Origin of the sequence: Streptosporangium sp. OZ121, from assembly GCF_051918885.1 — a bacterium.
GTDB lineage: Bacteria > Actinomycetota > Actinomycetes > Streptosporangiales > Streptosporangiaceae > Streptosporangium.
In genome coordinates this window covers 97327-118757 of sequence record NZ_JBPXMC010000020.1, presented here as the reverse complement: position 1 = coordinate 118757, position 21431 = coordinate 97327, and the positions used below count along the sequence as shown (strand labels likewise).

Below are 21431 nucleotides of genomic sequence, written 5' to 3'. Positions count from 1 at the left end.
GTCCCGGGTCCCGTCCCTGTCTCGCCGGAAATACCGCATTTACCGAGCTGCGTTCGCTTGGCCCCACGGGTTGATATGTGCTCGAATTGCCGGGGACCATGGGAAATTCGGCCAGAGGTTCATCCACCGAGAGGGCAGCGTTCGGTGAGTCCACACGAGATCCACGACGCGGGCAGTCGCCTGCGCCCGCGGAACTGGCGGGTACGCCGGCGCCTTGTCGCGCTCGTTCTGGTGCCCACGATCGCCGCGGTGCTGCTCGGCGGTGTCCAGGTGTTCGCCTCGATGCGCGCCGCGGGAGATTACCAGCGGGTCAACGACCTCGCCCGGCTCTCCGCCCACATCGGCACGCTGACCCACGAACTGGCCGAGGAACGCGACCACACCGCCTGGTTCATCGCCCTCGGCCGCCCGGAGAGCGGCGTGAAGAACGTGCGGGCCCAGATGGACCTGGTCGACGGCTCCGCGGCGCGCGTCCGCGAGAGCGGCTCCCTGCTCGGTGAGGAGGTGAGCGGCCGTACCAGGGACGAGGTCGAGAGCGCGATCACCCGGCTGGACGACCTCTTCCCGCTGCGCGAGCAGGCGCTGAGGTCGACGCTGCTGCCCGACGCGGCCATCGCCGCCTACTCCCTGCTCATCGCCGACCTGCTCTCCCTGTACGACGAGCTCGGCAAGGGCAGCGCCGACGACGTCCTGTTCGGCCAGGCGATCACCCTGGACGCGCTCGCCCGCGCAAAGGAGGCCATCTCCTTCCAGCGGGCGCTGCTGACGGTGGTGCTCGTGGCGGGCCGGTTCGAGCAGGGGCAGATGGAGCAGTTCCTCGGCGCGCTCTCCACCGAGCGCAACGAGCGCAGGACCTTCGCCGCCGAGGCCGGAAGCCGGGACCGCCGCCTCTTCGACGAGACCGTCAACGGCCGCACCGCCGAACGCGCCGAACTCCTGCGCGAGCTGGTCCTGCTCCGCGCGGCCTCCGGCGTCCCGCTGAGGGGCCTGACCCTGGAGCGGAAGGACGACGCCAAGGAGTGGTACGACGCGGTCACCGTCACCATCGGCCACATGCGCGAGGTCGAGGAGCGGCACGCCCGGGACATCGTCGCGCGCAGCCAGCGGCTCGGCGACGCCGAGCAGAGCCGCGCCCTGATGGTCGCCGCGGCCGTCGCCGCCCTGCTCGCGCTCGTGCTGGCGATCACCGTCGGGGTGGCGCGCTCGCTGGTGGTGCCGCTGAGACGGCTGCGCAGGGAGGCGCTGGAAGTCGCGGGGGAGCGGCTGCCCGCGTACGTCCAGCGGGTCCGCGAGTCGCGCGAAGGGGAGATCGCCGCCGACGTGCCACCGATCGGGGTGCTGTCGCGCGACGAGATCGGCGAGGTCGCCAGGGCGTTCGACGAGGTTCACCGGGAGGCCGTGCGGCTGGCGGGCGAGGAGGCCAGGCTGCGCGCCACCGTGAACGCGATGTTCGTCAACCTCTCGCGGCGGAGCCAGAGCCTGGTGGAACGCCAGCTCACCCTGGTCGAGCGGCTGGAGCGCGGCGAGCGCGACGACCAGCGGCTGGCGGACCTGTTCAAGCTCGACCACCTCGCCACCCGCATGCGCCGCAACAGCGAGAACCTGCTCGTCCTCGCCGGGCAGGAGGTGGCGCGGCGCTGGAGGCAGCCGGTCGAGCTGATGGACGTGGTCAGGGCCGCGCTGTCGGAGGTGGAGAACTACGAGCGGGTGACGAACCGGGTCCAGTCGGAGGTCGCCGTCGCGGGCCCCGCGGTGAGCGACGTGGTCCACCTGCTGGCCGAACTGGTCGAGAACGCGGTCTCGTTCTCCCAGCCGGACACCAGGGTCACGGTGTCCAGCAGCCGGGTCGACGACGGCGGCGTGATGGTCTCGGTGACCGACAAGGGCATCGGCATGACGCTCGACGAGCTCTCCCAGGTCAACTGGCGGCTGGCCAACCCGAAGGCCGCGGACGCCTCGATCGCCCGCCACATGGGCCTGTTCGTCGTCAGCCGCCTCGCGCTCAAGCACGGCATCCGTGTCCGGCTCCGCCCCCAGGACGCCGGCCTGACCGCGATGATCATGATTCCCGAGTCGCTCCTCGTCCTGCCGCCCCTCGTGGGCCGGCCGGCCGGCTACCCGCAGCTCGCGACGGCCTTCCCGGGGACGCCGGCCGGTGCGGCCGGCCTTCCCGCAGGGGTGGTCGGTTTCTCCGCGGGGGCGGACGGCTCCCCGTTCGCCGGTGACGCGGGCGGTTCGCCCGTCCCACCGTTCCCGCACACCCCGGACGAGGACGATCCGGCCGCTCCGGTCCCGGGGGTTCCCGGTGTCGCGGGCTCGCCGTCGCGGGTTCCGCCGCTCGCGGCGCCCACGGCCGCACAGGCGCCTCCCGCGGTGAGGCCGGCGCTTTCGGCGCTGCCCTCGCGGGCCAGGCAGGAGGCGGCCGAGCGGAGCGTGTGGAGCCCGCCCGCGGAGCGGATCCGCCCGCCGGGGGAGCGGGGGGAGTTCCCGCAGCCGCCCCGCGGCCCGTTCGGCCGCCTTCCCGGTCCGCTCGACGGCTCGCCCGGTTTCCTCGACGGCCTTCCCGCGGTGGGCGAGACCGGGTCGCCGTCCGGTGCGGGGACCTCGGCGGAGCAGGAGGACGACTTCCTGCCGATCTTCGCCGCGGTCGAGTCCGGCTGGTTCCGGACCGCCGCCTCCCCCCGCGATCCCGGGGCGCGGACGGCCGGCCCCGAGGCGGGTGCCGCTTCCGGTGACTCCTCCGGTCCCGCTTCCGAGGACTCCGCCTCCGGTGACTCCGTTTCCGAGGGCTTCGGTGACCGCGCCTCCGAGGAAACCCGGGCGGAGCCCGAACCGTGGACCTCGCCCGGTGACCTCGGCTGGCAGGCCGCGCAGGTGGCGAGCGCTCCCGTGCTCGGCGGTACGACCGAGGCCGGCCTGCCCAGACGCACTCCCCGGGCCAACCTGGTCCCCGGCTCGGTCACGCCGCCCGTGCGGTCCGAGCAGTCCCCGGAGCCGGCGCCGGCCAGGCCCGCCCTCTCGCCCGAGCGGGTGCGCAGCCGCATGGCGAGCTTCCAGGAGGGCGTGCGCAAGGCCCGCAACGAGCTCCCGAACCGGGAGCAGTAGCGTGCGGGCCGGCAACCGGGACCACGGGCGCGAGCTTCGCGACGGTCACGCCTCCCCCTGGCAGGAGCGGGGGGACGACACGCCCCGGTACGGCCTCCCGGCCAGGCCGCCGGCACACGGATGGCCCGCGGCGCCGCCCCCGTCCGCCCCGTTCGCGCCGCCCGCGCACGGCGCCGGGACCGAGCCGCCGGGATACGGCTCCCCGGAGGAGCCGCCCGGGTTCGGAACCCGGCGGGACGGGCGCCTCGGGTACGAGCCGGAGCACGACGGGCCGGCCGAGGAGGAGAGCGCGCTGGTCCGGATGTACGCCGTGACCGGGGGACGGGTCGTGCCGAGTTCGAAGCTCGCCATGGAGGCGCTGGTCACGACCACGACCACGACCCCGCTCGGCCTGTCCTACATCCGGGAATACCGCTTCATCAGCGATCTGTGCCGCAGCATCCGCTCGATCGCGGAGATATCCGCTCTCCTGGGTGTCCCCCTCGGCGTCACCCGCGTCCTGGTCTCCGACATGGAGTCCGAGGGCCTGGTGCGGATCCACCATCCCCGGGTCACCGCGGCGGGCCCCGGTCCCGACCTGCTCGAACGCGTCCTCAACCACCTCAGGGGCTAGGCTCGGCCAACCCGGTGGGGGATTGGTGGCGCGCTCGTTGACGGCACCTTTGGCCGGCCGGGGAACAGGCCGGGGCCGGTCTCCCGGCAGGCGGCGCGGCTCCCCGAGCCCGGAGGTGAGGTCAACGGGCCGCCGGAGCCGGAAAGGCCGCCTCCCTCGGTGGCAAGGCCGGTGTCTAGAGGCGCACGTGTTCCGTCGATCCGATGGGCAGCCAGTGGAACCGGCTGCCGACCTGCCCCGGTGCCCGCAGCAGATCCTGCTCGATGCCGTCGCGGCCCTGCCGGAAGTGCTGCCAGCCCTCGTAGTGGACCGGCAGGATCGTGTGCGGAGTGACGGCCCCGCACAGCCGTACGGCCTGGCGTGCGGTCATGGTGTAGCGCAGCGGCCCGGTGAGGGGGAAGCCGACGCCGCCCAGGTGGAGCAGGACCGTACCCGGCCGTATCCGGGCGGCGGCCTGGCGAAGCGCGCGATGGTAGACCGTGTCGCCGGTGATCCAGAGCGGGCCGTGGGTCTGGCCGGGCCAGGTCAGGGCGAAGCCGATGACGTCGCCGACGATGGGACGGCTGAGCGGCGGCCCGTGCCGGCAGGGAGTGGCGGTGATCTCGATCGGCGGCCGGCCGGGTGCCTCCAGCCGGGTGCTCTGCCCGGGCTTGAGCCCGCGGGCGGTCCCGCCCAGGCGGCGGGCGCCCGAGGAGGTGGTGATCGTGGTTCTGGTGGTGGCCAGCAGAACGCGTCCGGCGTTGTCGAGGTTGTCGCCGTGGTGGTCGTGGGTGAGCAGGACGGCGTCCGGCGGCGGCAGCGCGTCCGGTGGGAGGGCGGGACCGGTGAGCTTGCGGGAGGAGGTCCCCCAGCCGAACGCGTAGGTCCGGCCGGGGGTGTCGAAGGTCGGGTCCGTCAGCAGTCGCCAGCCTTCGAACTCGATGAGGACGGTGGGGCCGCCGATGTGGGTGAACCTGACTTCCGTCATGCGCTGATCCTTCGGAGTGCCCGGGGGGACGGCAGGGTGGCGGTCCCCCCGGGGGGTCGACGTCAGGAGTGGTCGAGGGCCCAGGTGAGGGCGTGGTCGGCGATCTCCTCCCAGCCCTGCTCGGCGGGCATCAGGTGGGAGCGGCCGGGATACTCGACCACCTCGGTGACGGTGGCGGACTTGTAGTGCCTGGCGTTGGAGCGCTGGATCTTGGGCGGCATCAGGTGGTCGTTCTCGCCCGCGATGAACAGCAGCGGCCTGCGGTCGTCGTTGTGGTAGTCGACGTAGTTGTCGTCCTTGCCGGGGTGGATGTTGGCCAGCGCGCTGCCCCAGAAGATGTTGCCGGAGGCGGGGATGTGGTAGCGCTCGTAGGTCGCCCGCGCCTGGTCCTCGGGGAAGGTGTTGGTGAACGCGTACTTCCACTGCTCGTAGGTGAACCCGACCGCCTTGTGCCGGTTGGCGGGGTTCTTCAACACCGGGAAGGTGGCGCGGATCTGCGACAGCGGGATCACCTGCACCCCCTCGGTGGGCGCGGAGTTGATCGCCACCCCGGCGGCGCCGTAGCCGTGGTCGAGCAGGATCTGGGTGAACACGCCGCCCGCGGAGTGGCCCATCAGGATGGGCGGCGTCTCCAGGCCTCCGATCAGGGTTTCCAGGCTCTCGATGATCTGCGGGACGGTCACCTTCTCGATCGGGGTGGGGTCGGCGTTGAGCGCCTCCACCTCCACCTCGAAACCCGGATAGGCCGGGGCCAGCACTCGAAATCCCTGAGCCTCGTAACGGGCGACCCAGTGCTCCCAGCTACGCGGGGTGACCCAGAAGCCATGGATCAAGACGATCGTGTCGGGTTTCATGTCGGTTCCCCCTGCTATCGGGTGGCGGCGTAGGCGGACAGGACCACCGCGGTGGCGGCGGCGGGGTGGGACGTCATCACGACGTGCGAGGAGTCGATCTCGCGGACCTTGCTGCCGGCGCGTCCGGCCATGAAGCGCTGGGCGGCGGGCGGGATGACGTTGTCCCGGGTGGGGATCAGATACCAGGACGGGATGGTCTTCCAGGCCGGCGCGCCGCTGCCGTCGGACAGGCCGGTGACGCTGCCGGGCCGCTGGGTGGCCGCCATCTGCCGGGTCTTGGCGGCGGGCAGGTCGGCGGCGAAGACCTCGCGGAACTTGTCGGCGGTGATGTAGCCGTCGACGCCGTCCATGGTGCCGTCGGGCAGCGGGTAGTGCCGGGGCAGCAGCGCCTCGCCCAGCTTGCTGCCGGGGAACCGGCCGGCGAGCTGCAGGGCGCTCTCTCCCTGGTCGGGCGCGAACGCGCCGAGGTAGACCAGGGCCTTGACGTTGTCGTGGCCGCGGGCGGCGTTGGTGATGACGATGCCGCCGTAGGAGTGGCCGGCGAGGATGATCGGGCCGGGGATGGTGTCCAGGACGCTGGAGATGTAGGCGGCGTCACCGGCGACGTCGCGCAGCGGGTTGGCCGGTGCGATCACCGGGAATCCGGCCCGCTGCAGCAGGGTGATCATGTCGTTGAAGCCGGAGGCGTCGGCGAACGCGCCGTGAACGAGTACCACGGTCGGCTTCGCGGTCGCGGTGCCGGTCGCGGTGCCGGTCGCGGTGCCGGTCGCGGTGGCGGGTGCGGTGGGCAGGCCGAGGGCCAGGAGACAACCGGCGACGAGGATGCCCAGCAGGCGGCGCGGAGAAGTCATGGGGGTGCTCCTTCAGGCGTTCAGAAAGGCGAGCAGGTCGGCGTTGAATTCGCGCTCGAAGGCACCGGCCAGGCCGTGCGGGGCGCCCTCGTAGATCTTGAGTGTGGAGCCCTTGACCAGCCTGGAGCTCTCCAGCGCCGAGGCGACGACGGGCACGATCTGGTCGTCGTCGCCGTGCGCGATCAGGGTGGGGACGTCGAAGCGCTTGAGGTCCTCGGTGAAGTCGGTCTCGGAGAAGGCCCTGATGCAGTCGAGCGCGCCCTTGAGGCCGACCTGCATGCTCCACAGCCAGAACGCGTCGATGACGCCCTGCGACACCTGGGCGCCGGGCCGGTTGTAGCCGTAGAAGGGCACGGCCAGTTCCTTGTAGAACTGCGAGCGGTCGGCCTCGACGCCACCCCGGATGGTGTCGAACACCTCGATCGGCAACCCGGCGGGGTTGGCCTCGGTCTTGAGCATCAGCGGCGGCACCGCGCCCACCAACACGGCCTTGCTCACCCGGGAGGTGCCGTGGCGGCCGATGTAGCGGGTCACCTCGCCGCCCCCGGTGGAGTGCCCGACCAGGATCGCGTCGCGCAGGTCGAGCGTGTCCAGGAGGGCGGACAGGTCGTCGGCGTAGGTGTCCATGTCGTTGCCGTTCCAGGGCTGGCCGGAGCGGCCGTGGCCGCGGCGGTCGTGCGCCACGGCGCGGAAGCCGTGGGAGGCGGCCAGGTGGAGCTGGTCGTCCCAGGCGTCGGCGTTCAGCGGCCAGCCGTGGCTGAAGACGACGGGCTGACCGCTGCCCCAGTCCTTGTAGAAGATCTGCGTACCGTCGGCGGTGCTCACGTAGGGCATCTCGCGGCCTTTCTGATCGGTGTCGGTGGGCTCGACGCTAGATCCGCGGCCCTCGGCGGCAATCCGTCAGATGACTGCACCTGTACGGATCGCCGGTTCGCTCACGGCTTCGGTCAGGCTCCGGTGGCGGGTTTCCGGGGCGAACAGGACCGCGGTGAAGGCGAGCACCGAGCAGGCCACCACCAGCAGGGCGATGGGCCAGGACACGCCACCTGCGCCCGCGACCAGGCCTGCCGCCACGAGCGGGGCGGGGCCGCTGGTGAGCGCGGCCGTCCACTCGCGGGCGATCGTGACGCCGCTGTAGCGATGGCGGGTGTCGAACAGCTCGGTCAGCAGCGAGGCCAGCACGGCGAACATCCCGGCGACGCAGACGCCGTACCCCAGCATGACCGCGAGGATCACCAGCTCGGGGCGGCCGGTGTCGATCAACCAGAACATCGGGAAGGCGAACACGGCGAGCAGAAGCGCCGTACCGAGGAAGACGGGACGGCGGCCGACGCGGTCGGCCAGCAGCCCGAACAGCGGCGTGACCGCGATCGCCACCGCGGCGGAGAGCAGTTTGGCGACCAGGCCCACCGTGGCCGGCAGACCGAGCGTCCTGGTCACGTACGACAACACGAAAACACTGAAGATGTAGGCGATCGCACCGAAGGGGGCGTTGGCCGCGAAGGCGATCAGCAGGATCCGCGGCTGCCTTCTGACGACCTCCAGCGCCGGGAAACGGCTCAGGCCCCGCGCCCGCTCGCGCTCGAAGAGCTCCGACTCCGGCACCCGGAACCTGAGGGACAGCCCCACGCCCACGCCCACGAGGCTGAGCAGGAACGGTAACCGCCACCCCCAGGTCTCGAACGACGGCAGCGCCGTGACCGCGGTGAAGACCAGCGTGGCGGTCAGGATTCCGATCTGGACGCCCGCCCCGGGGAGCGAGGCCCACAGACCCCGCCGGCGGGGGGCACTGGTCTCGGCCACCAGGACCAGGGCGCCCGCGTACTCGGCTCCCGCACCGAAACCCTGCGCCAGCCGGAGCAGCACGAGCAGGACGGGCGCCGCCAGGCCCACCTGCTCGTAGGTGGGCAGCAGTCCGATGCCGACCGTGGACAGTCCCATGAGCAGCAGCGTCACGACCAGCATGGGCTTACGCCCGACGCGGTCGCCGAAGTGGGCGAACACGACACCGCCGATCGGGCGGGCCAGGAATCCGACCGCGAACGCGGCGAAGGAGCCGAGGGTGCCCGCGAGGGGCATGTCGGCCGGGAAGAACTGTTCGTCGAAGACGATCGCCGCTCCGAGGCCGAAGAGGGCGTGGTCGTAGAATTCGAGCGCGGTGCCGACGACAGCGGCTTTGGTCACCGGTCTACCTGTCATGTCTGCCTCCTTTTGTCAGGGCCGAGCACCCGCGCCGGAAAGCGTCGGGCCCGATCGATCGCCGCCTGGGCGGCATGAATGCCGCGCGGGGCGTTGAGCGTGAGAGATCCGCGGATGACGTCCCGGTGGCGCACCCCGGTCACGGGCACGCCCGCCGTGGGTTCTGCGTGGGTTCTGGCGGCGCGGGCCTCGCCCTCGTCCCGCGGCGCATCGGCCTCGACGGTGATGACCAGGCCCGGCGAAAGACCGGCCGGTTCCCCCGTCGAGGCGAGGGAGGGTTTCTTGTTTCCTGTTCGAACGCCCTGTGAGCAGCGCCTTACCGCTTCATGGAACTGTCCGGCCGGATCTGACCGGTGTCCGGCCCCGCGAGGGCGTGCGTCGTCAGGCGGCGGCCTCGCGGATGAGGTCGGCGACCGCGGCGGGCTGGGATATGTGGACGGCGTGGCTGCCGACGACCTCGACGACCTTCGCTCCGGCGCGCTCGGCCATCATGCGCTGGGCCGGCGGCGGGATCATCCGGTCCTCGATCGCGACGAGGTACCAGCTGGGCTTGTGCCGCCAGGCCGGCTCGGTGACCGTCCCGCCGAAGGCGTCCACGCCCCACGGGACCTGGGAGTCCGCCATGAACGCGGCCACCTGGTCGGGCAGGTCGGCGGCGAACGAGGCGGCGAACCTGTCGCGGTCGAGAAAGAGGAAGCCCTCCACGGGAGGGAGGACGGGCGGCACCGGCGCGCCGGACGGCGGGGCGGCGATGAGGGTGTCGACCGATTCGCCGGTGTCGGGGGCGAACGCGGCGATGAGGGTGTCGACCGATTCGCCGGTGTCAGGAGCGAACGCGGCGATGTACGCCAGTGACGCGACATTGGGGTGGGTACCGGCCTCGCTGATGACGACCCCGCCGTAGGAGTGGCCGACCAGGACGGCCGGGCCGTCGAGACCGTCCAGGATCCGGCGGACCATCGCGGCGTCGCCCTCCAGCGACAGCGTCGGGTTCTGCGCGACGCGGACGCGGAGCCCGTCCCCGGTCAGCTCGTCGTAGACGCCCTGCCAGCCGGATCCGTCCACGAAGCCACCGTGCACGAGCACGATGTTCCCGATGGTGGTCATGGTCGCTCCTGAGCTGGATTGACAGGCCCGGTGTCTGTCCCGGTGCACTCCATCCAAGTCGTGCGTACGTGGCCCGGCCACGCAGAACAGGACGCAGAAGTAGGGCGGAAACCGTCAGGGCGCGGCGTCCGCCAGGCCGCGGCAGCGGCTGCTCGCCTCGGCGTCGCCGACGGCCTCGTACACCTCTGCCGCCCGCGCATAGGCATGGCGGCTCTCGCCGGTGCGTTCCTCGTCGGCCAGCAAGGCCGCCAGCGTCTCCAGGGAGCGGGCCTGCGGGACGGGCAACCGAGCCTGCTCCATGAGGCTGATCGCCTCGGTGAGCTTGGTGATCGCTTCGGCCCGTTGACCGAGCAGCCCCAGGCATTCGCCGATGCGGGCGAGCGCGATCGGCCGGGTGAACGCCGCGACGCCCGGCGTCATCCCCGACCGGTCGTCGTTCAGCAGGGCCCACAGGTCGAGGTACTGCTCCAGTGCCTCGGTGTGGTGTCCGGCATCGCGAAGACAGGTGCCGAGGGCGCCGAGACAGTGGCAGTACCGATCGATGTCGCCGTTGGCCTTGAAGATCTTCGCCGCCTGGGTTTCCGACACGATGGCCTCATCGAGCCGCCCGAGCCGTCGAAGCGCGCCCCCCGCCTGGTGGTGGGCCAAGGCGATCTGCGTGGTGGCACCACTGCGCGTGGCCAGGTCCATCGCCTGGGCGGTGTAACGCAGTGTGGTCTCCAGGTCCTCTCGTGGCACCAGATGGACCCAGGCCAGCAGGTTCAGCTGCGCGGCCTGCCGGGCCGGATCGCCCAGGGAAGCGGCTGCCTCGGCACCGAGGGTGAAGACCTCGTACCAGTGCGGCGCGTGCATCCACCGGTCGGAGAACCAGTGCATCGACTCGGCGCAGTCGAGGACGGCGGCGAACCGGCCGGTGCTCGCCATGTGGCGTAACGCGCCCAGCCAGTTGTCCACGTTCACGCGCAGCCAGTGGTCGGCCTCCTCCGGGGAGGACAGGTCGGCGAGGCCGGGGGCGAACCGGCCGGGAGGGCCGTACCCGGGCTCGAACCACCGCCCGGCGGCGGTGGCCGTCCGCACCAGCCACGACGTCATCGTCACGGTGAGCGTGTCGCGCTCGTCGGCGGGTTCCTCCTCCCGAAGCCGGTCGCGGGCGAACAGCCGGACCAGGTCGTGGAAGCGATAGCGTCCCGACGTGCTGTCCTGCAGCAGGCCGAGGTCCACGAGTTCGTCGAGGGCGTCCCACGCCCCCTCGATCGACGTGCCGCCCACCACGGCGGCGAGAGCGGCGTCGAAGCTGCGACCCGGCACCAGGGCGAGCCGGCGGAAGAGCCGTCGCGTCGCGTGGGCCAGCTGCTCGTAGGACAACCCGAACGCGGTGGCGATCTTGAGATCGCCGGCGCTGAGCTGGTCCAGGCGGCGCTCCTCGTTCGTCAGCCGGGCGGCGAGGTCGGTGGCGTTCCAGCCGGGCCGGCTGACCAGCCGATTTCCGGCGATCCGGAGCGCGAGGGGCAAACCGCCGCACAGGCGCGCGAGCCGCCAGACGGCTGGTCCATCGTCCGAGGCGCCGCGGTCTTTCAGGATTCCGTTCAGCAGCTCGGTGGCCTCCGGCAGGGGCAAGGGCCCGAGGCCGAGTCTGCGCACTCCTTCCAGACCGGCCAGCAGGCGGCGACTGGTCACCAGGGCCTTGCCCGCGCCCCCGCCGGGCAGCAGCGGCCGGACCTGCTCCTCGGAGGCGGCGTTGTCGAGCACGATCAGCGCGCGCCGCTCACGCAGCAGGGACCGGTACAAGGACGCACGCCCGGCGACGTCGCCCGGCATCCGCTGATCCGCGATGCCGAGTGCGCGAAGCAGCGTGCCCAGGGCCTCGTCGACGGGCAGCGGCTGCGGAGACATACCGAACAGGTCGAGGAAGAACACCCCGCCGGGGAAGTCCGGCCGCAGGGCATGGGCGGCGCGGACGGTCAACGTGGTCTTGCCCAGCCCGGCGGAGCCGGTGACGAGCCGCACGCCCGCGGCGCCCGGCGCGTCCCCGGCGTGCGTCAGCTCGCCGGTCCAGGCCAGCTCCGCGGCTCGGCCGGTGAAGTCGTCGACGGAGCGCGGCAGCTCGCACAGCCCGGTCGGGCGGGCCCAGCGGTCGCGCAGGCGGCCCTCGCGCGCCAGCTCGACGAGTTGTTCGCGGTCGGCGTCGGCCAGACGGAGAGCGTCGGCCAGCGCGGTGACGGTCCGGTGCTGGGGGCCCTTGCTGCGTCCGCGTTCCATGTCCGACAGCGTCCGGTCACTCACCCCCGACGCCTCGGCGAGCTGCTCCAGCGTCAGGCGGGCCGCGTGCCGATGGCGACGCAGCACCTCCGCGAAGCTGGCCGGGGTGGTGATCGAGTGCTCCTTCTCCGCGCTCTGGTGGAGATCACATAAAGCTTACGTGGAAAACCGGCGCTCCCAAGATCCACGAGGTTACGGAAACCGGCGTTCGTGACGGACGGCGCTGGGACGGCACGAGCCGGCGGGGAGGCCCTCCGCACCCGCCGCGGCGCCCCCAAGTCCCCTCCGCACCCCCGCGGCGCCCCCAAGTCAAGGCAGCAGTCATTCGTCACGTGACGTACTTGTGCGACAATTTGATCATCGGGTTCCGGGGAAGGTATCGCGTGATCATGCTCTTCGGGCGCGACCGCGAGATGGCCCAGATCGAGGGCCTCGTAGATCTCGTTCACGAGGGCGGTGGCGCCCTGGTCATATCCGGCGTGCCGGGTATCGGCAAGTCCGCCTTGCTGGCGGTCGCCATCGCACGTGCCGAGGCACGCGATGTGATGGTGTCCGGCGTCTCCGGGGTGCAGAGCGAGACGCACCTGCCGTTCGCCGGGCTCCACCAGTTGCTGCGGCCGATGCTCGGCACCGCCGATCGGCTGTCCGCCCGCCAGCGGGAGGCCCTGCTCGGTGCCTTCGGGATGGCCGAGGTCAGTGACCCCGAGCCTTTCATGGTGGCGCTGGCCGTACTCAACCTGCTGGGGGAGGTGGCGGCCGCCCGGCCGCTGCTGATCGTGGTGGACGACCTTCAGTGGCTGGACCGGCCCACCATCGAGGTGTTGGGGTTCGTGGCCAGGCGCGTGCGCTCGGATCCGATCGTGCTGCTGATGGCCCTTCGCGACGGCTACCCGACCAGCCTGGACGACAGCGACGTGCCCGAGCTGAGGCTGGCCGGCCTGGATCCGGCCGCGGCGGAGGCACTCCTGAACGCCCAGGCCGCCGATCTCAGCGTCGGCATGCGCCGGCGCGTGCTGAGCGAGGCGGACGGCAACCCGCTCGCCCTGGTCGAGCTGCCACTCGCGCTGGACACCGGGACGGCCACGGCCGAGGCGGGGTTGCTGCCGCTCACGGCGCGCCTGGAGCGGGCCTTCGCCGTGCGGCTGGCCGAACTCCCGCCCCACACCAGAGGGCTGCTGCTCGTGGCCGCCGCCAACGACGGCCACGATCTGGCCGACGTCCTCGCGGGTGGCGGAATGATGACGGGCACCGAGATGACCGCCGAGGCGCTTGCCCCGGCCATGGACGCGGGGCTGGTGGAGCTCCACGGGCAGGCCCTGCGCTTCCGGCACCCCCTGGTGCGCTCGACCATCTACCAGAAGGCCGGCCGCGTCGATCGCCTGGCCGCCCATGCCGCGCTGGCCAGGGTGCACGGCCGCGACCCGGACCGCAGGACCTGGCACCGCGCCGCGGCGATCGCCCATCGGGACGAGTCCGTCGCCGCCGAGCTGGCGGAGGTGGCCGCGCGGGCCCGGCAGCGCGGCGCGATCCCGGTGGCGGTGACCGCCCTGCGCCGTGCGGCGGAGGTCAGCGAGGAGCCCACGGCCGGTGCCCGTCGCCTGCTGGCCGCGGCCGAGCTGGCCTTCGAACTCGGCCGCGGCGACCAGGTCGCCGAACTGCTCGCGCTGGCCGAGCCGTCGGTCCTGGGCGAGCTGCCGCGCGCCAGGGTCGTCTGGCTGACCGAGATGCTGGGAGAAGGACGCGACGAGGGCCCGGCGCGGATCCGGCGGCTTGTCACGACCGCCGAAGAGGTGGAGGCGGCGGGTGACCGCGAGCTCGCACTCGGCTTCGTCCGGGCGGCGGCCATCCGCTGCTGGTGGAGCGACCCCGGCTGGGAGCAGCGCCGGCGCGTCATCGCCCTGGCCGAGCGGCTGGCGGCCGGCGACGAGGATCCGGAACTGCTGGTGACCCTGGCCACGGCGGGGGCGGTGGAACGCGGGGCGGACGTCATCGAGCGCCTGGCCAAGATGCGCGACACCCGGCTGGACGGGGCCGCGACCCGGCTCCTGGGCATCGCGGCGAGCACGGTCGGCGCCTTCGACCTGGTCGGCGACTTCATGGACGCCTCGATCGCCGATCTGCGGGCCCAGGGCAGGCTGGGCCTGCTCACGCGGGCGCTCAGCACGCAGGTGTGGCGCCACGTCTTCTGCGGCGACTGGGCCGGGGCGCTTCTGGTCGCGGAAGAGGCCCACCGGCTGGCCCGCGAGACCGCGCAGGTGCGACGGCAGGCCTCGTCCCTGGGGATGCTGGGGCTGCTGGCCGGGCTCCGCGGTGAGGAGGAACGTGGCCTGGCGCTGGTCGCCGAGGGCGAGCGTGTGCTCGGCACCGTCGCGATCAGCTCGGCCGTGGCGGTGCTCCAGCACGCCAGGGGCATGATCGCGTTGTGCGCCGGGCGGTACGACGACGCGTTCGGACACCTGTGGCGGCTGTTCGAGCCGGGCGACGCCGCCCATCACCAGATCTGGCGGCAGTGGGTGATCAGCGAGCTGGCCGAGGCCGCGGTGGCGACCGGCCGGCGGGAGACGGCCAGAGGGGCGGTGGCGGAGCTGGAGCAGGTGGCCGCCCGGACCCCGTCTCCGCTCCTGCACCTGGGGCTCCGGCACGCGCGTGCGTTGCTGGCCGACGACGCCGACGCCGAGGCGCTCTATCTTGACGCGCTGAGCGCCGATCTGTCGCGCTGGCCCACCGCGCGGGCGCGCCTGCTGCTCGCCCACGGCATGTGGCTGCGCCGCCGGCGGCGGATCCAGGAAGCGCGTGCGCCGCTGCGGGCCGCCCGCGACGCCTTCGACGTGCTCGGGTTGCTCGCCTGGGGGGAGAGGGCCCGCCAGGAGCTGCGGGCCGCGGGAGAGGCCAGTGACCTGCGCGTCCCGCCGACCGCCGAGTTCCTCACCTCGCAGGAGTTGCACATCGCCCGGCTGGCCGCCGACGGCCTGTCCAACCGGGAGATCGCCCAGCAGCTCTATCTGTCGCACCGCACCGTCAGCACCCACCTGTACCGAGCCTTCCCCAAGCTCGGCATCACCTCACGCGCGCAACTGCGCGACGCCCTGGTGAATACGTCACGCGACTGATGACCAGGGTCCGTCACGCGGAACGTACCGTCGCCACGTGCCGTCATCTCGCCGGAAACTCCGGCATGGGCTCCGTTCCGCTGCTCGAAGTGGGCGAGCGGAGCACCGTGCGGCGCGCCGGGAATCGTCGGAACGTCCGAAGCGGGGGGCGATGCGGTCAACTGACCGCTTCGTGGCGGCACCCGCGCGCCGGTTCCGCGCGAGGGGGGAGCCCGCGTCAGTTCCCCGCGAGCCACCAGCGGGCGGCGATGAGCTCGGCCACCAGGGTCTCGGTCAGCAGCGCCACGTCGGGGTCGTCGTCGTGGCGGTAGCGGACGGAGGCCTTGGCGCCGGGAAGCTCGCCGCCGACGGCCAGGACGGTGGAGCCGCGCTGCCCGATCCAGTCCATGGCCTGCTCGTCGTAGCGGGAGCCGGGGAAGAGGACGGCGCGGTAGTCGAGGGTCTTGGTGAGGTAGACGTCCACGTGGGCCCAGTCGCCGGTCTCGCACGCGTCGGCCGCCCTGCGGGGGCCCTCCCTGAACATCAGCGCCGACTGCTCGGCCGAGGACAGGTGCTCGGCGGGAGCGATCGTGTAGACGCCGTGCGGGCCGTCGAGCAGCGCCGCCGCCTCCTCCAGCCACTCGTCGCGGCGGTCGAGCAGGTCGGCGGTGGCCTCGGCCGTGCGGCGGAGCAGCTCGGGCACGTCCCGGCCGAAACCGCCGGGTTCGTCCCCGGCCGGGACACGCCCGCCCCAGGCGGGGACGGTCAGATGGCCGCCGAGTGCCAGGAGCAGGGCGAGGGTGTGCTGAAAGGTCCGGCAGGAGACGCCGCCGCGCTCCTCGCCCGCCACCATCGGGACCACCAGGTCGGCGCCCTCGGTGACGGCCGAGTCCGGGTCGTTGGTCAGCGCGAGCACGAAGGACCGGCCCCGGTGGCGGGCCACCGCGTCCAGGGTCTCCCGGCTGCCGCCGGTGGCGGAGATGGCGACCACCAGGGTGTCCGGGGCCGGCGGGTAGGACAGGGCCGCGGAGGCGTACTCGGCCACCGCGTCCACCCCCGCGGCCCGCAGGCGCAGCGCGGCCACCCGGGCGGCGTAGCGGGAGCTGCCCATGCCGAGGAGGAGCACCCGCCGGATCCCCGAGGGGATACCCGTGAAGGGGTCGCCCGCCTCCAGGGCGTCGGCCAGGGCGGCCAGCGCGGCGGGCTTGGCCTCCAGATCGGCGAGGTACAGCTCGGGGTTCACGGTCTCTCCTCCATCGAGGTCGTCGGGTTCTTCGGGTTCTTCGGGTTCATCGGTATCGGGACCGCAGCACGCCCATCGGGGCGTAGCGCCAGCGGGGCAGGTGCCTGGCCGCGTAGACGAGCTCGCGGCACTCCTGCTCGATCTCGAACGGGCGCAGCAGGGAACGGTCCAGGAGCGCGGTGTGACCCCGTTCGGCCAGCCGCCCGAGGTAGGCCGACTCCAGGGTGGCGCGGGCCGTGGCGGACCAGCCGGCGATCACCTCGGGGTCGGCGTCGCGGCGCCTGATCGCGACCTGGCCGACGTGTTCGAGGCTCGTGGTGAGCTGGGCGAGGTCGCGGGCCGCGGGCTGGAAGGGGTCGGCGTCCGCGACGGTCGGGTTGCCGTCGAAGTCGATCACCGCGTAGCCGTCCCGCCAGCGGAGGATCTGGCCGACGTGCAGGTCCCCGTGGATGCGGATCAGCGGGGTGGCCCCCGCGGAGGCGAGGGGCGCTAGCTCGGCGCGGAGCGCGCCGGCGCGCTCCGCGAGCCAGTCGCCGTCCTCGCCGCCGGTCAGCGCCAGCGCCTCCTCCAGCGCCTCGCCCGCCCGGAGCGACCACGGGCTCTCTCCCGCCCGTACGGCGTCCGCGTGTCCCACGGGGTCGGGGAAGGTCGCGGACGGGGTCGCCATCGCCGCGTGCAGGTCGGCGGCGAGGACGCCCAGGTCGGCGGCGAAGGAGGTGCCGCCGGAGACGGCCTCGTCCACGCACCACTCCCAGCCGTCCGCGGCGCCGGGCAGGTACGCGGTGACGAGGGCGAGCAGCAGCTCGGAGCCGTCGTCGGCGCGCCGGGAGACGGACGCGTACGGCGTGGCGGTCGCGGTGAAGCCGACCGACGTCAGGTGCGCGAACACGTCGGGCGCGGGCGCGGGGAGCGGCGCGGGGGGAGTGAGCCATTTCACGACGACCCGCTCGCCGACGACCACCGAATGGTTGGTCTGGTCGGCCTCGACCGCTCGCTCGGCGCCTCGGACGCCCTCGTCACTCGATGACAATTGAGTGTCGATTGAGAAAAGAGTGGTGATCGGTACGGGAAGCGGATGGAATCGACGCACGGCGAATGGGGCCGGTACATCGCAGGTCAGAGCCGCGAGGAGCTCACTGGTCCGCCCGTCGCCGGCCTGGGGAACCGTGTCGAGCCGGTCCCAGATTGAAGCAGGATTTAACAAACGGACCAAACTTTCCAGGGGTGATGTCGGGGGAAGTCTTGCTCAAGTTAATGTTGACTGCAACACTCCTGCTTTGGTCTGCCGTGTCCCCAACGGCCGGTCTACCCCAATTACACTGAATTCTGAAGGAGTAGCGGCCGTGTCCCGCACCCGGTACACCCGTCGTCTTCCGGTCGCCGCCCTGGTCACCGGTCTTGCGCTCGCAGTCTCGGCCTGCGGAGGTGAGGCCGCGGAGACCGCCGCCGCGCCCGCCGCCAGCGCCTCGTCGGCGCAGCTCAACCCCAACGCCGACCTTTCCAAGCAGAGCGTCACGATCTCCGTCTGGGCCGGTTACACACCCGAGGACCTGCCCCAGCGGATCAAGGACAACCTCAAGACCACCCTCAAGGTGACGGAGCACGCCACCAACGAGGACATCATGGCGAAGCTCACCGCCGGCACCGACACCGGTCTCGACGTGGCCTTCGTCTCCGGCCAGTACGCCCAGGCCCTCAACGAGGCCGGGCTGCTGGAGCCGATCCACCCCGAGCTGATCCCCAACCTCGCGAACCTCTACCCCGAGGCCAAGGAGCTGTCCTACGACAAGGGCAACGTCTTCTCGGTCCCCTACACCTGGGGCACCACGGGCATCTGCTACCGGACCGACCTGGTGAAGACCGCGCCGACGAGTTGGAACGATATTCTCGACCCGCCGGCCGAGGCGCTCAAGAAGGTCACCATGATGACCACCGAGCGCTGGCTGGCCCTTCCCGCCATCAAGGCCCTCGGCTACTCGGTCAACACCAAGAGCGACGAGGAGATCGCCAAGGTCAAGGAGAAGCTTCTCGAGGCCAAGCCGAAGCTGCTCGGCTACGACGACACCACCTTCGGCGAGAAGCTGAAGACCGGCGAGGCCGTGATGGTCGAGGCGTGGGACGGCTGGTGCCCGACCACCGAGAAGAACATCAAGTTCGTGATCCCGAAGGAGGGCAGCGACCTGTGGGTGGACACCATGGTCGTGCTGAAGTCCTCCAAGAACAAGGAGGCGGGCCACGCCTTCATCAACTACATCCTGGACCCGAAGGTCCACGGCTGGGCCGCGGAGAACATCCTCTACAAGGTCCCGAACAAGGCCGCGATGGACGCGATGGACGCCAAGCTCAAGGCCGACAACGCCCCGCTGCAGATGACGCCGTCCGACCTGCTCAAGGGTGAGTCGATCATCGACCTGGGCGAGGACTCCGTCAAGTTCACCCAGCTCGCGACCGAGGTCTCGGCGAAGCAGTGACACGTTCCACCACCGTTTCCGGCGCGTCCGCGAGATCGCGGGCGCGCCGGTCGCGTGCCCTGGGAAGACTCGTCTTCCTGGGGCCCGGTCTGACCTACCTGCTCGTCCTCCTGCTGGTACCGCTCGCCCTGCTCCTCAGCTTCACGATCTTCCGCAGGGGCCGGTTCGGCGGGGTGGTCTACGAGGTCACGGGAAAGAACTTCGCCCGGTTGCTCGACCCGCTCTACCTGGACGTCGTGCTCGGCTCGCTGAAGCTGGCCACGATCGCCACGCTGATCGCCCTGCTCGTCGGCTATCCGACGGCCTACCTGATCGCCCAGCTCCCGCGGAAGTGGAAGACGATCGCCCTGGTGGCGATCGTGCTGCCGTTCTGGACCAACTTCCTGGTCCGCATCTACGCCTGGATCATCCTGCTGAGCGGTCCCGGCCTGGTCAACAGCACCCTGCTGGACCTCGGGCTGATCGACAAGCCGCTCGAGCTGCTCTACAACCAGGGCACCATCGTCACCGGCCTGGTCTACTCCTACCTGCCGCTGATGGTCCTGCCGCTGTACGCGGCGATCGAGAAGCTCGACCCGCAGCTGCGCGAGGCCTCGGCCAACCTCGGCGCCTCGCCGGTCCGCACGTTCGCGTCGGTGACGCTGCCGCTCACCCTGCCGGGCGTGCTCACCGGCTGCCTGTTCGTCTTCGTGCCGAGCTTCGGCAACTTCATCATCCCCGAACTGCTCGGCGGCGGCCGTTCCATCATGGTCGGCAACCTGATCAGGGACCAGTTCCTCAAGGCGCGCGACTGGCCGTTCGGATCCACCCTCGCGCTGGCGCTGATCGCCGTGCTGATCGTCCTGCTGCTCCTGCAGGCCTGGAGTGCCCGACGTGCGTAGATCACGCCTGCTGTACGTCCCCTTCTGGGTGACCTACGTCTTCCTCTACACGCCGATCGCCGTGCTCGTCGTGATGTCGTTCAACGCCGGCGAGTCCCCCTACGTCTACGAGGGCTTCAGCCTGGACTGGTACGGCGTCCTCGCCCAGAACGCCAAGATCCGCGAGGGGCTGGTCAACACCCTCGTCGTGGCCGCGGGCTCCACCGTGCTGGCCACGGTGCTCGGCACCCTGCTGGCGGTGGGCCTGGCCCGGCACACCAGGTCGCGGACGCTGGACGCGCTGGGCGTGCTGCCCGCGGTCCTGCCCGACCTGGTGCTGGCCATCGGGCTGCTGGTGTTCTACGCCACGATCAGGTCGACCCTCGGGCTGCACTCGGTGCTGCTGGCCCACACGGTGTTCGGCATGGCGTTCGTGACCGCGGTGGTGCGCACCCGGCTCGCGGGAGCCGACACCTCCCTGGAGGAGGCGTCCAGGGACCTGGGGGCGACGCCGTTCACCACGTTCCTGCGGATCACGCTGCCGCAGCTGGCGCCGGGCATCACGGCGGGCGCGCTGCTGGCGTTCACCCTCTCGATCGACGAGTTCGTCATCGCGTACTTCACGGCCGCGCCCACCACGCCGACCCTGCCCATCGTCATCTACTCAATGGTCCGCTTCGGGGTCACCCCCGAGATCAACGCGCTGGCCACGTTGCTGCTGCTGGTGAGCTTCACCGCGGTGATCGTGACCCAGCGGATGACCCGACTGACGGAGTCGCTGTCCTAATGCTGAAGATCACAGGTGTCAGCCGCCGGTTCGGCGACGTCACGGCGCTGTCGGACGTCTCCCTGGAGATCCGGCAGGGCGAGTTCTTCGCGCTGCTCGGCCCCAGCGGCTGCGGCAAGACGACGCTCCTGCGGATCCTGGCGGGCTTCGAGTCACCCGACGAGGGCTCCGTCACGCTCGACGGCGACGACCTGCTCGGCCGGGCGGCCCACCGCCGCCCGGTCAACCTGATGTTCCAGTCGTACGCCCTGTTCCCGCACATGACCGTGGCGAAGAACGTCGCGTACGGCCTGGAGCGGGAGAGGCTGGGCCGGGCGGAGGTCCGCCGCCGGGTCGGCGAGGTGCTGGAGAAGGTCGGGCTGGACGCCATGGCCGGGCGCAGGCCGCAGCAGCTGTCCGGCGGCCAGCGGCAGCGGGTCGCGCTGGCCCGCGCGATCGTGAAGCGGCCGCGCCTGCTGCTGCTCGACGAGCCGCTGTCCGCGCTGGACAAGAAGGTGCGCGCGGAGATGCAGCTGGAGCTCAAGCGGCTGCAGAACGAGGTGGGCATCACCTTCGTCGTGGTCACCCACGACCAGGAGGAGGCCATGTCGCTCGCCGACAGGATCGCGGTCTTCAACGCGGGCTCGGTCGAGCAGGTCGACGCCCCGGTGGAGCTGTACGAGCGCCCGCGCACCCCGTTCGTCGCCGGCTTCGTGGGGGCCAACAACATCTTCCCCGGCAGGGCCTGCTCGGTCGGCCTGGCCGGCGACGGGCTCGGCGTGCTTCCCGGCGTCTCGAACCTGCCCGACGGCACGCCCGCGCTGCTCGCGGTGCGGCCGGAGCGGCTCAGGATCGGGACCGAGGGGGTGCTGCGCGGCGAGGTCGTCGACGTGAGCTTCTTCGGCGGCGTCTCGCACGTGTCGGTCCAGGTGAGCGGGCGCCCCACGCCCGTCCTGGTGGCCACCCCCGGGGCCACGCAGGTGCGTGCCGGTTCCCTCGTCGCGCTCGGCTGGGCGGACGGGGACGGAGTGCTGATTCCTCAATGAC

At 71.8% G+C, this 21431-nt stretch carries 16 protein-coding genes; 7 read left to right on the top strand and 9 right to left on the bottom strand.

The annotated features are described in order from the left end of the window. The first annotated feature begins 144 nt into the window (after positions 1–144). Together ACTOQ1_RS29505 and ACTOQ1_RS29500 are read left to right on the top strand one after the other, a co-directional pair. The gene (locus tag ACTOQ1_RS29505; RefSeq protein ID WP_440071231.1) at positions 145–3105 is read left to right on the top strand and encodes a nitrate- and nitrite sensing domain-containing protein; all 2961 of its coding nucleotides are present in this window, start codon (positions 145–147) and stop codon (positions 3103–3105) included. 1 nt (position 3106) lies between these two features. Beyond that, positions 3107–3718, top strand: coding sequence for a DUF742 domain-containing protein (locus ACTOQ1_RS29500; RefSeq protein ID WP_440071230.1), 612 nt, complete (start codon positions 3107–3109; stop codon positions 3716–3718). A 175-nt stretch (positions 3719–3893) separates the two neighbouring features. Here ACTOQ1_RS29500 and ACTOQ1_RS29495 read toward each other — a convergent pair whose 3' ends face one another. The 7 genes from ACTOQ1_RS29495 to ACTOQ1_RS29465 all read right to left on the bottom strand — a co-directional run bounded on the left by ACTOQ1_RS29495 (position 3894) and on the right by ACTOQ1_RS29465 (position 12042). Then, on the bottom strand, positions 3894–4685 hold the full coding sequence (locus tag ACTOQ1_RS29495; RefSeq protein WP_440071229.1) for an MBL fold metallo-hydrolase: 792 nt from the start codon (positions 4683–4685) through the stop codon (positions 3894–3896). 62 nt (positions 4686–4747) lie between these two features. Further along, positions 4748–5539, bottom strand: coding sequence for an alpha/beta hydrolase (locus ACTOQ1_RS29490; RefSeq protein ID WP_440071228.1), 792 nt, complete (start codon positions 5537–5539; stop codon positions 4748–4750). 14 nt (positions 5540–5553) lie between these two features. After that, positions 5554–6390 carry an alpha/beta fold hydrolase gene (locus tag ACTOQ1_RS29485; RefSeq protein WP_440071227.1) on the bottom strand — a complete coding sequence of 279 codons (837 nt, stop codon included), beginning with the start codon at positions 6388–6390 and terminating at the stop codon, positions 5554–5556. Between the two features lie 12 nt (positions 6391–6402). Then, positions 6403–7224 (bottom strand): alpha/beta fold hydrolase, encoded by an 822-nt coding sequence (locus ACTOQ1_RS29480; RefSeq protein WP_440071226.1) that lies wholly within the window; start codon positions 7222–7224, stop codon positions 6403–6405. Positions 7225–7290: 66 nt separating this feature from the next. Beyond that, entirely contained in the window at positions 7291–8589 is a 1299-nt protein-coding gene (locus tag ACTOQ1_RS29475) for an MFS transporter (RefSeq protein ID WP_440071225.1), read from the bottom strand. A gap of 381 nt (positions 8590–8970) precedes the next feature. After that, positions 8971–9696, bottom strand: a complete 726-nt coding sequence (locus ACTOQ1_RS29470) for an alpha/beta fold hydrolase (RefSeq protein WP_440071224.1) — start codon at positions 9694–9696, stop codon at positions 8971–8973. A 114-nt stretch (positions 9697–9810) separates the two neighbouring features. Next, the gene (locus ACTOQ1_RS29465) at positions 9811–12042 is read right to left on the bottom strand and encodes an ATP-binding protein (RefSeq protein WP_440071223.1); all 2232 of its coding nucleotides are present in this window, start codon (positions 12040–12042) and stop codon (positions 9811–9813) included. Positions 12043–12344: 302 nt separating this feature from the next. Here ACTOQ1_RS29465 and ACTOQ1_RS29460 point away from each other — a divergent pair, with 302 nt between their 5' ends. Continuing rightward, positions 12345–15065, top strand: coding sequence for an ATP-binding protein (locus tag ACTOQ1_RS29460; protein WP_440071270.1), 2721 nt, complete (start codon positions 12345–12347; stop codon positions 15063–15065). 217 nt (positions 15066–15282) lie between these two features. On the opposite strand, the gene ACTOQ1_RS29455 is transcribed toward ACTOQ1_RS29460, so the two are convergent. After that, the gene (locus ACTOQ1_RS29455) at positions 15283–16287 is read right to left on the bottom strand and encodes an SIS domain-containing protein (protein ID WP_440071222.1); all 1005 of its coding nucleotides are present in this window, start codon (positions 16285–16287) and stop codon (positions 15283–15285) included. Positions 16288–16333: 46 nt separating this feature from the next. After that, positions 16334–17317, bottom strand: a complete 984-nt coding sequence (locus tag ACTOQ1_RS29450) for a hypothetical protein (RefSeq protein ID WP_440071221.1) — start codon at positions 17315–17317, stop codon at positions 16334–16336. A gap of 313 nt (positions 17318–17630) precedes the next feature. On the opposite strand from ACTOQ1_RS29450, the gene ACTOQ1_RS29445 reads away from it, so the two are divergent. The 4 genes from ACTOQ1_RS29445 to ACTOQ1_RS29430 are packed head-to-tail and all read left to right on the top strand — an operon-like array spanning position 17631 to position 21430. Further along, positions 17631–18758: a polyamine ABC transporter substrate-binding protein gene (locus ACTOQ1_RS29445; RefSeq protein WP_440071220.1), complete on the top strand. Its 1128-nt coding sequence runs from the start codon at positions 17631–17633 to the stop codon at positions 18756–18758. Then, positions 18755–19639: an ABC transporter permease gene (locus ACTOQ1_RS29440; RefSeq protein WP_440071219.1), complete on the top strand. Its 885-nt coding sequence runs from the start codon at positions 18755–18757 to the stop codon at positions 19637–19639. Before ACTOQ1_RS29445 ends, ACTOQ1_RS29440 begins: the two co-directional genes overlap by 4 nt. After that, the gene (locus ACTOQ1_RS29435) at positions 19632–20405 is read left to right on the top strand and encodes an ABC transporter permease (protein WP_440071218.1); all 774 of its coding nucleotides are present in this window, start codon (positions 19632–19634) and stop codon (positions 20403–20405) included. The genes ACTOQ1_RS29440 and ACTOQ1_RS29435 overlap by 8 nt, the downstream gene beginning before the upstream one ends. Then, positions 20405–21430 carry an ABC transporter ATP-binding protein gene (locus tag ACTOQ1_RS29430; RefSeq protein WP_440071217.1) on the top strand — a complete coding sequence of 342 codons (1026 nt, stop codon included), beginning with the start codon at positions 20405–20407 and terminating at the stop codon, positions 21428–21430. Before ACTOQ1_RS29435 ends, ACTOQ1_RS29430 begins: the two co-directional genes overlap by 1 nt. Position 21431 lies beyond the last annotated feature (1 nt).

Coding starts and splice junctions, on each gene's coding strand:
- ACTOQ1_RS29495 (WP_440071229.1), bottom strand. CDS start 4,685: ATGACGGAAGTCAGGTTCACCCACATCGGCGGCCCCACCGTCCTCATC.
- ACTOQ1_RS29490 (WP_440071228.1), bottom strand. CDS start 5,539: ATGAAACCCGACACGATCGTCTTGATCCATGGCTTCTGGGTCACCCCG.
- ACTOQ1_RS29485 (WP_440071227.1), bottom strand. CDS start 6,390: ATGACTTCTCCGCGCCGCCTGCTGGGCATCCTCGTCGCCGGTTGTCTC.
- ACTOQ1_RS29480 (WP_440071226.1), bottom strand. CDS start 7,224: ATGCCCTACGTGAGCACCGCCGACGGTACGCAGATCTTCTACAAGGAC.
- ACTOQ1_RS29475 (WP_440071225.1), bottom strand. CDS start 8,589: ATGACAGGTAGACCGGTGACCAAAGCCGCTGTCGTCGGCACCGCGCTC.
- ACTOQ1_RS29470 (WP_440071224.1), bottom strand. CDS start 9,696: ATGACCACCATCGGGAACATCGTGCTCGTGCACGGTGGCTTCGTGGAC.
- ACTOQ1_RS29460 (WP_440071270.1), top strand. CDS start 12,345: ATGCTCTTCGGGCGCGACCGCGAGATGGCCCAGATCGAGGGCCTCGTA.
- ACTOQ1_RS29430 (WP_440071217.1), top strand. CDS start 20,405: ATGCTGAAGATCACAGGTGTCAGCCGCCGGTTCGGCGACGTCACGGCG.